Raw genomic sequence first — 13,561 nt, forward strand, 5'->3', positions numbered from 1 at the left:
CCCCGCCCGCCGACCTCCCAGAACCCGATCTACCCCGCCATACCGCCATGAACGGCCGGTGTCCCCGTCCCCCGCGGCTATAATTCCCGCGCCCTTCCGCTGCCCTACCTCCCCGAATGACCTCCGATCGCCTGCCCGGCACGCCGGTTAAAATCCGCCGCGCCCTGCTGTCCGTGTCCGACAAGACCGGTCTCCTCGAACTCGCCCAGGCCCTGGCCGCGCGCGGGGTCGAACTGCTTTCCACCGGCGGCACCGCCAAGGCCATCCGCGACGCCGGCCTGGCCGTGCGCGACGTGTCCGAGGTCACCGGCTTCCCGGAGATGATGGACGGCCGGGTCAAGACCCTGCATCCGCTCGTCCACGGCGGCCTGCTCGGCCGTGCCGGCACCGACGATGCGGTGATGGCCGAACACGGCATCGCCGCGATCGACCTGTTGGTGCTCAACCTGTATCCGTTCGAGAAAGTCGCGGCCAATCCGGCCAGCAGCTTCGACGACATCATCGAGAACATCGACATCGGCGGCCCGGCGATGTTGCGTTCGGCAGCGAAGAATTTCGCCCGCGTCGCGGTCGCGACCGACCCGGCCCAGTACGCCGGACTCATCGCCGAACTCGAAGCCGGCGACGGCGCGCTCAGCGCCAAGACCCGTTTCGCGCTGTCGGTCGCCGCATTCAACCGCGTCGCCCAGTACGACGCCGCGATCAGCAACCACCTCTCGGCGATCGCCGAAGACGGCAGCGCACAGACCTTCCCGGCCCAGCACAACGCCAATTTCGTCAAGGTCATGGACCTGCGCTATGGCGAAAACCCGCACCAGCAGGGCGCGTTCTACCGCGACCTGCAGCCGGTGGCGGGCACCTTGGCCACCTTCACCCAGCTGCAGGGCAAGGAGCTGAGCTTCAACAACCTCGCCGACGCCGATGCCGCCTGGGAATGCGTGCGCCAGTTCGAGCGCCCGGCCTGCGTCATCGTCAAGCACGCCAACCCCTGCGGCGTGGCCGAAGGCGTGGCCTGCGGCGATGCCTACGAATTGGCCTACGCCACCGACCCGACCTCGGCCTTCGGCGGCATCATCGCCTTCAACACCAGGCTCGATGCGGCGACCGCCAAGGTCATCCTCGACCGCCAGTTCGTCGAAGTGCTGATCGCCCCCGACTACGAAGACGGCGTGCTCGACTACGCGAAGAAGAAAGCCAACGTGCGCGTGCTGCGCATCCCGCACGGCGACGGCCGCAATCAGCACGACGTCAAGCGCATCGGCTCGGGTCTGTTGATCCAGAGCAGCGACCTGCGCGAAGTCGGCCGCGACGAACTCAAGGTGGTCAGCAAGCTCGCGCCCACCGACGCCCAACTCGCCGACCTGTTGTTCGCCTGGCGCATCGCCAAGTTCGTCAAGTCCAACGCCATCGTCTATGCGCGCGACCACCGCAGCATCGGCATCGGCGCCGGCCAGATGAGCCGCGTCGTCAGCGCCAAGATCGCCGCGCTCAAGGCCGAGGAAGCCGGTTTGATCGTGCCCGGTTCGGTGATGGCCTCCGACGCCTTCTTCCCGTTCCGCGACGGCATCGACGCCGCCGCCGCGGCCGGCATCAAGGCGGTGATCCAGCCGGGTGGTTCGATGCGCGACAACGAAGTCGTCGCCGCTGCCGACGAGCACGGCCTGGCGATGGTCTTCACCGGCGTACGCCACTTCCGTCATTGACCGAACGGCGCGGGTGCGCTGCATCCGCGCCGGTTCCGAACTCCCGACTTCTCGCGGCCGTCCACTGGCTGCGCCATCCCCACCATGAACCCACCACCGCCGCGACACACGCTGGGCCGTTCGATCGCACGCAAGCTGCTCGTGCTGGCGACGCTGTGCGTGGTCATCACCGGCTGGGCGGGTTGGCAGTATTCGCGCCGCCAGGCGGTCGACAGCGAAATCCTCGGCGACTACCGCGCCGACGGACGCGCGATGACCGTGCTGCTGGTCGAGCCGGACGTGTCTCTGAACCTCGACGCCGGCCTGCGCCGCGACTCGACCGCGCGGCTCGCGCGCGCACTCGACCGGCGCCTGACCGAGCTGGGTTACCGAACCCAGGTCTTGTCCGCGCGCAGCGACGAAGAACGCTTCGGCCAGACCGCGCAAGCCAGCACGCGCACCGCAGCGATGCAGCACCAGGCCCGCACCACCCAGGCAATCCGCGATTTCGGCGCACCGGTGCTGCGGGTGTCGCTCGACGGCATGAAGCGCGACGGCCGCGAAATCGCCGAGCAGGCCTATCGCGCCGAACTGCTGGACCCGCAGACCCTGCAGCCGGCCTGGCGCGCGACCCTGACCTGGCGCGAGGGCCGCTATCAATCGCTCGCCCTGCTCTGGCACCTGCGCCAGAACCGGCTGCCGCCGCCGCTGTGGGACAGCCTGGCCGACTTGGCCGTGGCGACGATGCGCGAGGACGGCGTGATCCGCGCCGAGGCGATCATTCAGTAGGGTTCCTCCGCTTCAGATCGGGCGCGCAACCGCGGCGAGCGCCTGCGTTGGGGTAGGAGCGGCGCAAGCCGCGACCGCTCGAAGCCCGGCCCCTCGAACGCGACACACTTCTCCGAAGCCGCGTCCTTCTTGCTGAAGCACCTCTCCGGCCGGAGGTCGCGGCTTGCGCCGCTCCTACTCCAGAGCTTCGCTGCCTCTGGAGCTTTTCCAGACGGCGGTCGCCCCGCCCCCGTGCCAGCGCGTAAAATCGACGGCTGATGTCCTTACCCCCGCTGGAGCACGCATGAAGATCCTCGTTATCGGTTCCGGCGGACGCGAACACGCGCTGGCCTGGAAGCTGGCCCAGTCGCCGCGCATCGACGAGGTGCTGGTGGCGCCCGGCAATGCCGGCACCGCGCACGAGGAGAAGTGCCGCAACGTCGCTATCGCCGCCACCGACATCGACGGCCTGCTCAAGCTCGCCGCCGACGAAGGCGTGGCGCTGACCGTGGTCGGCCCCGAAGCCCCGCTGGTCGCCGGCGTGGTCGACCGCTTCCGCGCCGACGGCCGCCGCATCTTCGGGCCGACCGCCGCCGCGGCCCAGCTCGAAGGCAGCAAGGCCTTCGCCAAGGACTTCCTGGCCCGCCACGGCATCCCGACCGCGTACTACGCCGTCCACACCGAGGTCGACGCCGCCCTCGCTTATCTGCGCGAGAAGGGCGCACCGATCGTGGTCAAGGCCGACGGCCTCGCCGCCGGCAAGGGCGTGATCGTCGCCATGACCCTGCAAGAAGCCGAAGCCGCGGTAGTCGACATGCTGTCCGGCAATGCCTTCGGCGCGGCCGGCGCGCGCGTGGTGATCGAAGAATTCCTCGACGGCGAAGAAGCCAGCTTCATCTCGATGGTCGACGGCAAGCACGCGCTGCCGATGGCGACCTCGCAGGACCACAAGCGCGTCGGCGACGGCGACACCGGCCCCAACACCGGCGGCATGGGCGCCTACTCGCCGGCGCCGGTGGTGACGCCGGAGGTGCACGAGCGGGTCATGCGCGAGGTGGTGATGCCGACCGTCGACGGCATGATCGCCGACGGCGTGCCGTTCACCGGCTTCCTCTATGCCGGCCTGATGATCGACCAGGCCGGTGCGCCCAAGGTCATCGAATTCAACGTCCGCTTCGGCGACCCGGAAACCCAACCGGTGATGCTGCGCCTGGACTCCGACCTGCTCGACCTGGTCGAGGCCGCGCTCGACGGCAAGCTCGACAGCGCGCAGGCGCAGTGGAGCCCGCGTCCCTCGCTCGGCGTGGTCATGGCCGCGGCGAACTACCCGGAAACGCCGCAGGCCGGCGACATCATCCACGGCCTCACCGCGCCGCAGCCGCCGCACGCCAAGGTGTTCCAGGCCGGCACCAAACTCGGCCCCAACGGCGAAGTGCTGACCGCCGGCGGCCGCGTCCTGTGCGTCTGCGCCCTCGGCGACGACGTCGCCCAGGCCCAGCGCGAGGCCTACACCGCCCTCGCCAAGATCCGTTGGGACGGCGAATTCCATCGCAACGACATCGGCTGGCGCGCGATCGAACGCGAACAGGCGGCGAAGGCCTGAGCCGCGTCTTTCCGGCGCAACATCCGCGCCACGCCGCTCCCTCTGTAGGAGCGGCGTCCCACGGGATTTCCTTCGGTCATAAGCCGCGACCGCGCAGCTGACGGTTGCAAGGCCTCTTACCGCAGAGCCTTGAAGCAACATCTACAGCTTCCGTCCGCTGACGCGGCCGGGTTACTTTCTTTTGCTGGCCCAAAAGAAAGCTAACCAAAGAAAAGGGCTTTCCATGACGAAGCTCCCGTGCGAGTACACAGCTGCCGCGGGGATTTTCCGATAAGACATCCTTGTCTTATCGAAAAACGGCGCACGTCCTGTGCGCCGCCCTCCGGGTCTACGGTTGCATCGCAAGGTCGCAACTGCGCCAAGCTCCATTACGGCAAAGGCAACGCCTCGCAGATTCGTCCCCGCTCTTGGGTAGGAGCGGCGCAAGCCGCGACCACGGAACGCGCAGACACCACAGGGCCATCGTCGTCGATGGAAACCACGACCGCTACGCCGTATTCGCTCCACCAAACCATTCGTTCAACGCCGTGCTCAACCCGGCATCGCTCCCATCGCCCACCCAGGCCACATACCCGTCCGGTCGGATCAACACCGCCGACGGCGCCGGCACGACACCCTCGGTCGGCAACTTCCAGAGACCGTCGTAACGAGCGTCGACCCGACGAACCCGGCGCACCCACGGTCCGATATCGATGCTGCTGCCCGCAACAAAATCAAGCAACAGCGGCCGCGCCTCATGCAACAAGGCGTACACCCGCACCGGCCTAGCGGCGACGACCACATCCAGATCCGGCATGCGCCGCCCCAGCAGCGGATGCCCGTCGCCGAATGCGTAACGAATCTCCAACCCCGACAGCATCGCCGCGAAACGCCGGCGCGATTCCTCCACCCCGAGCAACTCCGCGACGGTCTCGCGCAAGGCCGTCGTACGCTCGTCGCCGCGCCGCAACGCGATCGACGCCATCGTCGTACGCAGCACCCGCGCAGCCACCGGATGGCGCTCGGCGTGATAGCTGTCGAGCAGGCTATCGGGCGATATCCCCTTGACCACCTGCGCCAATTTCCAGCCCAGGTTCACCGCATCCTGCACGCCGAGTTGCAAACCTTGCCCGCCATCCGGCGCATGCACGTGCGCCGCGTCGCCGGCCAACAACACCCGTCGTTCGCGATAGGCCGCGGCCTGCCGCGTCGCGTCGGTGAAACGCGAGATCCAGACCGGGCTGTGCGCGCCGTAATCGGTCCCGCACACCGCGATCAGCGCCGTACGAAGATCGTCTAGCGTCGGCTCGCCGCCGGCGCCGACCTGCGCCTCGGTCAGCATCACCCGCACCGGCCCGGTGTCGCCGTAGATCACTTCGCCGTTGCGGATCTCATAATCCACCCGGCCGAAGGAATGGATGCCGAAGCCACTGCGATGAACGCCCAAGGGCGGCGTCTGCGCCATCTCGACCTCGGCGATCAGATGGCTGGTGGTCGCGTCCCAACCCGGAAAATCGATGCCGGCCGCCTTGCGCACCCGGCTGCGTCCACCATCGCAGCCGACCAGATACTGCGCCCGCAAACGCGTACCGCCGGACAACGCGACCTCGACGCCGGCCTCGTCCTGCGCCAAGTCCACGACCTCGCATCCGCGATGAATTTTCACTCCGAGCTCGTCGACCCAACCGGCGAGAATGCGTTCGATGTGGTTCTGCCACAGCCCGAGCCCATAGGGATGACGGGTCGGAAAGCCGCCCAGATCCAGCATCACCCCGGCGAAACCGGTAACCTGCGCCACCTGCCCCTCAACCAGAACCCGATCCACGATCCCGCGTTGATCCAGCACTTCGAGCGTGCGCGCATGCAGCCCGCCCGCGCGCGAGCCCGTAAGTTCCTGGCTCGCACGCCGCTCGACGATGAGTACGTCGACACCGGCCAAGGCCAACTCACCGGCCAACATCAAGCCGGTCGGCCCGCCGCCGACGATGACCACCTCATGCCGCCCCACCACGCGCTCGGCGCGCCCTTCATTCGCGCTCTCCGCCCGATTGCGAACGGCCGTCGCTGCCTCGTCCGCACGCCCGTGATCGCCGTGCTGCCGCACCGCCCATTTCGATACCCACATGCTCATAGCCCGTCTCCCGGTTCCGTAGCCTCGCTACGGCGGGCGATTGAGCATCACGCCCGGGGGCTTGCCGCAAGCCCCCGGTCGGCTAAGATATTGGCAGGGACGAAGCTCCCTCACTTCCCAGATCGCCTCCGCCCCCTTGTAGGAGCGGCGTGAGCCGCGACCGAAACACACGCAAACAGCGCCGCATCGTCGCCAGCGAACAGGGATAGGAGCGGCGCAAGCCGCGACCAAGGGACGCGCAGAAACCGCCCCCTAATCGCCAAACATCGAAGCCGCGCAAACCAAGACCCGATTCCGCGCCGACCGCCTCACAGCAAAGGCGAGAGAGGAATAGCGCTCAAGCCGCCCCCTCCTCAGGCGCCGGCTGCAAGGCCACCACCACCTCCTCCAACTCCGCGATCTCCTTCTCCAGGGCGTCGTACAACTCGCCCTGCCGCGTCATCAGTTCCTCGATGTTTGCCGCCTGCTTCAACTTCTTCAGCTCGCCGTCGAACAACAGCCACTGCGCCGTCAACTGCTCGACGTAGTTCTTCGCGTAGTGGCGCATTTCCTTGAGCTGGTTCAGCGCCGCATTGACCTGATCCAACGGTGTCTTGGTATCCGCAGACATACCGACCTCCTCTTCACCAAGGTGCCGGACCCAGGGTAATGAGGCTGCGCAGGCTCAATGTGAAATTTCGAGCAAGGTCTTGCGCCCATTCAGCGTATGAACGTTCACCCGACCCCGACATTTCCGAACGCGCCGTCGGCCCCGTACCAGACTTGGCGCGAAATTCAACGTCGTCGCGCCGCAGTCGACACAGGCATCGGATAGTCGATGGGACCGTTTCGAGACGGATGGACGAAACAAGACGTCGAAACCGCAGTCGCACGCGGACGGCCCGAGGAACTCTTGTACGTCCCCATCGTGATCGGCTTGGACCCACCCGACTGCGGATGGGCGGAAGCGATCTGTCTGTCGCTGGTCGCACACCCGGATTTCAACGTCAGAGGCGGTGCCGTCCTCGGGCTCGGCCATCTTGCCCGGACTTGCCGCCGCCTCGACTTGGCAGCCGCCGTTCCGGCAATCGCCGCGGCCTTGCACGACGACAACGCGCATGTCCGCGGCCAAGCCGACAACGCCGCGGACGACCTGCTTCATTACCTCGGAGTCCGGGTGCCGGGCCATGTCCCCTAGACCGGCAATCGCCGCGGCCTTGCACGACGACAACGCGCATGTCCGCGGCCAAGCCGACAATGCCGCGGACGACCTGCTTCGTTACCTCGGAGTCCGGGGGCCGGACCATGTCCCCTAGAGTCGTCACCGCGTTCGACTGTCGCTGGCAACAATCGACCGAGGCCGAAACGTCGACATGCCCCGAGTCCCGCCGAGCACGACACGCTAACCCCTGTCCTCTTACACTGCCGGCCCCTCCCATACGCCAAGGACACCGCCTCCATGTCGCCGACGATCGCAGAAGGCGCCTATATCGCCATGAAGCTGGGCGAGGCCCTGGCGATCCTGGTCGGGGCCTGGCTGTTGACCACGCTGCTGCGGCAGCTGGTGCGGCGGGTCTGCGTCCGCTACGACATCGCACCGGCGTTCGGGCTGGGGCTGCGGCGGGTGCTGAGTACGCTGATCTACATCAGCGCGCTGTTGCTGTTCCTCAATCGGCTCGGCATTTCCGGCTCGGTGGTATGGACGACGCTGACCGGCTTCGTCGCGGTCGGCGCGGTGGCTTTCTTCGCCGCCTGGAGCGTGTTGTCGAACATCTTCTGCGCGTTCCTGATCCTTACCACGCGGCCGTTCCGCTTGTACGACTACATCGAGGTGCTGGAGAACGGCGACAAGCCGGGGCTGCGCGGGCGAGTAATCGACATCAATTTCATCTATACCACCTTGCAGGAGATCCACGCCGACGGCGAGGACTCGGTGCTGCAGGTGCCCAACAGTCAGTTCTTCCAGCGCACCACGCGCCGGTGGCGGCAGGAGCCGGCGTGGAGCCGGGTCGCACGCGAAGAGGCCGGGAACGCGGCGGATTGGCAGGATGCGGCGGGACGTTGAGCGGGCGGGTCGAGTAAGTGGCGACGCAGTAAGTGACGATGCGGGCTGTTGCCCCCTTTGAGAAGGGGGTGGCGCCTGCGCAGCGGGCGCGGGGGACGCTTTTGCTGTTGCTTTAAGCAAAGCCGAAGCAAATCCCCCTACCCCCTTCTCAAAAGGGAGAACAGCAAAAGCTGGGCCGCGCTGAAAGAGCGGCCAGCCGGCGGCTCAGGGCGTTTCGTAACTCAAGCTGGTGTCGTTCGGCAGCACCAGCTTGCTGCTCGCCAGGTCGAGGATGATCTGCGAGCCCGTGGCCAGCGGCGCCATGGTCGGGCCCGGTTGCCCATAGAACATCAGGTCGCCCGCGCCGAGCAGCACCAGCCGGTTGCCGGCATGGACCACGTCTTCCTGCGGATAGAAATTCACGCCGACGTACTGCGGTTCGCCCGCCACGCTCGGTTTGCCGTGCGCCAGACTCTCCGCGTGATTCAGGCTGAGCGAGGCGAAGTTGAACGGACGCAGCGTGCCATTCGGCAATTGCTCGGCGAGGGTCAGCATCAAGTTGGCGCGCGCGCCGGTGGCGGCGACGATACCCTCGAAACGCGGCATGCCGGACAGGTGCAAGTCATTGGTCAGCGGCGCGGTGACGAAGGCGACGCGATCGTCGGGCAGCGGCGTCGTTTCGTTGACGTCCTGACCTGAATAATCGTTGTAGTCCGCAAAGCCCACGCCCTGGGCGGTGCCGAGCGTTCCGGTCACCTGCGGGTACAGCGTCACCTTCTTGGCGGTCGCGGGCCACCGCGGCTCGTTGCGCCACTTTCCGGCGTCGTCCTTCACCTGCACCCTGGGCGCGTCGAGGATGCCGGTGTTGCGATTCTTGAGGAACTGGTCGAACCACGCCGTCATCACCGTGATCCAGTCGCTGCGATCCGGCCAGGCGTGATCCCATTGGCCGAGCCAGGCCTTGAACGGCACGTTGCTGCCCTGCAAGGCTTCGATCCAGCCCTCCATGTTGTGCGGCTTGACGTTCCAGTCCTGCAGGCCATGGATGTAGAACACGCTGGCACGCTTCTTCGAGGGGTCGGCCTTGAGTGCGGCGAGATGGTCGCGGGCCTGCCAGTACGGGGTCTTGTTGCCCGTGACGAGGGACGCGAAGCCTTCGGCGGTAACGTCGATGCGCTCCTTGCAGACCTCGCCGGTCACCGCGTCGGGCGCGGTGACCGGATCGAGCAGCTGGCTGCCGCCTTCCAGGCCGGCCGGGACCATGCCGTCGAGCAGCCAGTAGTAGGTATTGAAGCCCCGGGTGTCTTCGATCGTCACGCCGTTGACGTAGTTGTACTTGTACATGTCGGAAATGCCGCTGATCGGCACGATCGTCTTCAGGTGCGGCGGCGCTTCCACCCACAGGTCCTGAGGCGCGGTACCGTCGTAGCTCACGCCCATCGCGCCGACTGCCTGGTTGGACCAGGGCTGCGCGGCGAAGTATTCGATCGCGGTCGCCATGTCCTTGGCCTCTTGCGGCCCGCCGATGCTGAAACAACCGCCGGAGGCGCCGGTGCCGCGCATCGACAGGATGCCGAAGGCGTAGCCGCGCTTGATCAGTTCCTGGAACGGCGCGGCAATGGCGATGTTGTACGGGTAGCTGGCGGCGTTGCTGACCGGCTTGGTCACCGTCGGATCGCCACCGCCGTAATACGGGGTGAGTTCGAGCACCAGCGGCACCGGACCGGTCACGTTCGGCCGCACGATCCAGGCATCGAGTTCCACGCCGTCGGCCATGGTGATGCGGTGATGCTCGGTGACGCCGGTCATCCAGCTCACCCCGGGAATCGGCTGCGACACGTCGTGCAGGTAGCTCGACACGGAGGCCGATGGCGTCACCTGCGGCGTGTCGAGAGGCAGGGTGCCAAGATCCAGGGCGGATACCGCCGGAATCGCGAGTGCGGCGAACAGGACGGCAAGGAAGCGACGATGACGAACTTGCATGAATCAGGCTCCTACGACGGATGCGACCAATGTCGACATTGCCGCCGAGGTCCGGCAGCCGGAAAAACCCCCAGCGGGTGGACGGAAAACCACCAATGCGATTCGGGGGGAACGGCTAGCGCGATGGTTTGGCACTTGCGCGGCTTGGTAGAGGGCGCCGTTTGCCGTTGCCCCTTTAAAGGGGGCGGTGCCTGCGCAGCAGGCGCTGGGGATTTGCGCTGTTGCTGTTGTTTTGGGTTGGAGCGAGAGCAAATCCCTCCTGCCCCCCTTGTCGAAGGGGGGAACAGCAAAGACGGGTTTGAAAGGAAAACCGCAAGACGGGTGCGAGGGGGAATCGCAAAGGCGAGCCGAGGGGAACAGCCACGCAGCGTGGCGGAAGCGCCGGGGGTAAAAGCGCTGGGGTAAAGGCGTTGCGGCTTGGGGTCGTAGCTTCGGGGTCTACTTTTCCGCTACTCCGCCGATTCCCGCTACACGGCGCGGGGACAGGTTTGTTAGGCTCGCCCGGCGAATCCTTCGCGCGAGCCGCACATCGACGTGCGGGTTTGATCGGACAAGCAGGACGGCATGGCGCACAACCAGTTCGCGTTGCTCACCCAACGGCGTTTCCTGCCGTTCTTCCTGACCCAGGCGCTGGGCGCCTTCAACGACAACGTCTATCGGCAGGCGATCATCGGCCTGTTGTTCTATCTCGGCGTCAGCCCGGAACAGCGCACGCTCTATACCAACCTCGCGCCGGCGCTGTTCATCCTGCCCTACTTCCTGTTCTCGGCGACCGCAGGCCAGATCGCCGAGCGGCTCGAAAAACACAAGCTGATCCGCATCACCACGGCCATGGAGATCGCGATCATGTCGCTGGCCGCGGTCGGCTTCCTGACCCAGAACCTGCCGGTGCTGCTGATCGCGCTGTTCGGTACCGGCCTGCAATCGACGCTGTTCGGACCGGTCAAGTATTCGATCCTGCCCTCGGTGCTCAAGCCCGAGGAGCTCACCGGCGGCAACGGCCTGGTCGAGATGGGCACTTCGATCTCGATCCTGGTCGGCATGATCTTCGGCGGCCTGATCTTCAAGCTCGCCGGCAGCCACGGCCCGGTGGTCGCGGCGAGCGCGATCATCGCCCTGGCGATCACCGGCAACATCGTCAGCCGCCTGATCCCGCGCGCCGACGCTGGCGAGCCGGGGCTCAAGATCAATTGGAACCCGGTCCCCGAGTCGCTCAAGGTGCTGCGCATGACCCGGCGCCAGCCGGCGGTGCGCAACTCGGTGCTCGGGGTGTCGTGGTTCTGGTTCGTCGGCACGGTGCTGACCTCGCAATTGCCGACTTACGCCGTCGACAACCTCGGCGGCGCCGAGACGCTGTACATCTTCGCCCTGGCGCTGTTCTCGGTCGGCACCGGCGTGGGTTCGATGCTGTGCGAGCGGCTGTCGGCGCGCACGGTCGAGATCGGCCTGGTGCCGCTCGGCGCGTTCGGCATGAGCGCCTTCATGGTCGATCTGTTCTTCGCCCGCAGCGGCGCGGCCACGGTCAGCGGCCTGGAAGTCGCCGGCTTCGTCGCCCAGCCCGGCGCCTGGCGGATCGTCATGGACCTGGTCGGCATCGGCGTGTTCGCCGGCTTCTTCGTCGTGCCGCTGTTCGCGCTGATCCAGAACCGCACGCCGAAGAACGAGCTGTCGCGCGTGATCGCCGGGATGAACATCCAGAACGCGGCCTTCATCGTCCTGGCCGCGGTGCTCGGCGTGGTGGTGCAGAAGTTCTTCCGCTGGAGCATCCCGCAGATCTTCCTGGCTCTGGCGATCGCCAATGCCGTGGTCGCGATCTACATCTTCACGATCGTGCCCGAGTTCCTGATGCGCTTCCTGAGCTGGGTGTTCGTACGCACCCTGTACCGGTTGCGGGTGTCGGGCACCGAACGCATCCCCGACGAGGGCGCCGCGTTGGTGGTGTGCAACCACGTCAGCTACATGGACGCGCTGATCCTCAGCGCGAGCATCCCGCGGCCGGTGCGCTTCGTCATGTACTACAAGATCTTCAACATCCCGGTGATGAGCTGGATCTTCCGCACCGCCAAGGCGATCCCGATCGCCGGCGCGAAGGAAAACCCGGAGGTGATGCGGCGCGCGTTCGAGGAAATCGAGGCCGCGATCGACGACGGCCAACTGGTCGGCATCTTCCCCGAGGGCGCCCTGACCAAGGACGGCGAGATCGCCAAGTTCAAGTCCGGCGTCGAACATATCCTCGACCAGCGGCCGGTGCCGGTGATCCCGATGGCGCTGCGCGGCATGTGGTCGAGCATGTGGAGCCGGCGCAACGCGCGCGCCGAAGGCGGGCGGCTGGCGCGGATGCGGCTGCCGCGGCGTTTCCGCGCCCATGTCGAAGTGGTCGCCGATGCGCCGGTGCAAGGGCCGTCGGTCGACGCCGAATCGCTGGAAGCCCAGGTGCGCGCGTTGCGCGGCGACCGCGCCTGAGGTCCGCCCGATCGGCCATGCCCGACCGAGCCGCGCCCTCCCTGCCGGGAGTGCCGGGCCGCGGGTGCGCTGCTAGGATGCCCCGACCGCCGCGTCGCGGCATCCATCGTTCGAGAAAGGGGATCTCATGAATCAGCCGTCCGCCGGAGCACCGGTTTCGCCGTACCCGAATTACCTGGCCTGGTCGATCACGGTCACCGTGTTGACGTTCTGCCTGTGCTGCATGGTCGGCTCGATCCCCGGCATCGTCGCGATCGTCTACGGCAGCCAGGTCAACGGCAAGTTCGCCTCCGGCGACGACGCCGGCGCGCGCCGCGCTTCGGAGAACGCGAAGATCTGGACCTGGGTCTGCACCGGCCTGGCCGTGCTCGGCCTGATCTGGATGATCGTGTCGTTCTTCATCAACGGCGCCTCCTTCCTGTACGGCGATGCGCTGCAGGAATTCCAGCGCATGCAGACGCGCTGATCGCGTCGGGCATCGCCGCAGCGACACGATGAAAGCCGGGTCTCGCCACCTCGCGCTCGCCGCGACCGCCGCAGCCTCCATGGCCGCGGCGGCCGCCGGCGTGTGGGTGTTGCGGCGCTTCGATCCGAGCGCCGCCGGCAGCCCGCTGCCGGGCTGTCTGTTCTACGAATTCACCGGTCTGTATTGCCCGGGCTGCGGCATGACCCGCGCCTTGCACGCGCTGGTGCACGGCGACTTCGCCCAGATGATGGCGATGAACCCGCTGTTGCCGCTGTTGATGATCGCCGTGCCCTTGCTGGCGCTGCAAGGCTTCGGCTATCGCCTGCCGTTGCCTAAGGCGGTCATCGCCACGCTGACCAGCGCGAAATTCTGGATCGGCCTGCTATTGGGTTTCTGGCTGCTGCGCAACCTGCCGTGGTGGCCGTTCGCCTGGCTCGCGCCGGGCTGAGCGCGCGCGGCTTCG

At 66.8% G+C, this 13,561-nt stretch carries 11 protein-coding genes; 8 read left to right on the forward strand and 3 right to left on the reverse strand.

Going from position 1 to position 13,561, the window contains the following annotated elements:
* Positions 1-116 precede the first annotated feature (116 nt).
* From purH to purD, 3 genes are all read left to right on the forward strand, one after another.
* Entirely contained in the window at positions 117-1,703 is a 1,587-nt protein-coding gene (gene purH, locus ACTOWK_RS05305; protein ID WP_441329147.1) for a bifunctional phosphoribosylaminoimidazolecarboxamide formyltransferase/IMP cyclohydrolase, read from the forward strand.
* A gap of 84 nt (positions 1,704-1,787) precedes the next feature.
* Positions 1,788-2,471, forward strand: coding sequence for a hypothetical protein (locus tag ACTOWK_RS05310; protein WP_441329148.1), 684 nt, complete (start codon positions 1,788-1,790; stop codon positions 2,469-2,471).
* Positions 2,472-2,754: 283 nt separating this feature from the next.
* A complete protein-coding gene (gene purD, locus ACTOWK_RS05315) occupies positions 2,755-4,053 on the forward strand; it encodes a phosphoribosylamine--glycine ligase (protein WP_441329149.1) in 1,299 nt (432 codons plus the stop codon).
* A 487-nt stretch (positions 4,054-4,540) separates the two neighbouring features.
* On the opposite strand, the gene ACTOWK_RS05320 is transcribed toward purD, so the two are convergent.
* Positions 4,541-6,163 (reverse strand): FAD-dependent monooxygenase, encoded by a 1,623-nt coding sequence (locus tag ACTOWK_RS05320; protein ID WP_441329150.1) that lies wholly within the window; start codon positions 6,161-6,163, stop codon positions 4,541-4,543.
* 337 nt (positions 6,164-6,500) lie between these two features.
* Entirely contained in the window at positions 6,501-6,773 is a 273-nt protein-coding gene (locus tag ACTOWK_RS05325) for a hypothetical protein (RefSeq protein WP_441329151.1), read from the reverse strand.
* 282 nt (positions 6,774-7,055) lie between these two features.
* On the opposite strand from ACTOWK_RS05325, the gene ACTOWK_RS05330 reads away from it, so the two are divergent.
* Together ACTOWK_RS05330 and ACTOWK_RS05335 are read left to right on the forward strand one after the other, a co-directional pair.
* Positions 7,056-7,340 (forward strand): hypothetical protein, encoded by a 285-nt coding sequence (locus ACTOWK_RS05330; RefSeq protein WP_441329152.1) that lies wholly within the window; start codon positions 7,056-7,058, stop codon positions 7,338-7,340.
* A gap of 261 nt (positions 7,341-7,601) precedes the next feature.
* Positions 7,602-8,207 carry a mechanosensitive ion channel domain-containing protein gene (locus tag ACTOWK_RS05335; protein WP_441329153.1) on the forward strand — a complete coding sequence of 202 codons (606 nt, stop codon included), beginning with the start codon at positions 7,602-7,604 and terminating at the stop codon, positions 8,205-8,207.
* A 204-nt stretch (positions 8,208-8,411) separates the two neighbouring features.
* Here the strand turns inward: ACTOWK_RS05335 and ACTOWK_RS05340 are convergent, their stop codons facing one another.
* Positions 8,412-10,169 (reverse strand): CocE/NonD family hydrolase, encoded by a 1,758-nt coding sequence (locus ACTOWK_RS05340; protein WP_441329154.1) that lies wholly within the window; start codon positions 10,167-10,169, stop codon positions 8,412-8,414.
* Between the two features lie 564 nt (positions 10,170-10,733).
* Between ACTOWK_RS05340 and ACTOWK_RS05345 the strand changes: the two genes are divergently transcribed.
* The 3 genes from ACTOWK_RS05345 (at position 10,734) to ACTOWK_RS05355 (ending at position 13,546) form a co-directional block, all read left to right on the forward strand.
* A complete protein-coding gene (locus ACTOWK_RS05345; RefSeq protein ID WP_441329155.1) occupies positions 10,734-12,632 on the forward strand; it encodes an MFS transporter in 1,899 nt (632 codons plus the stop codon).
* Positions 12,633-12,759: 127 nt separating this feature from the next.
* Positions 12,760-13,098 (forward strand): CD225/dispanin family protein, encoded by a 339-nt coding sequence (locus ACTOWK_RS05350; protein WP_441329156.1) that lies wholly within the window; start codon positions 12,760-12,762, stop codon positions 13,096-13,098.
* Positions 13,099-13,126: 28 nt separating this feature from the next.
* Positions 13,127-13,546, forward strand: a complete 420-nt coding sequence (locus ACTOWK_RS05355) for a DUF2752 domain-containing protein (protein ID WP_441329157.1) — start codon at positions 13,127-13,129, stop codon at positions 13,544-13,546.
* The last annotated feature ends 15 nt before the right edge of the window (positions 13,547-13,561 follow it).

The organism is Lysobacter sp. CA196 (assembly GCF_052078695.1).
Taxonomy (GTDB): domain Bacteria; phylum Pseudomonadota; class Gammaproteobacteria; order Xanthomonadales; family Xanthomonadaceae; genus Lysobacter.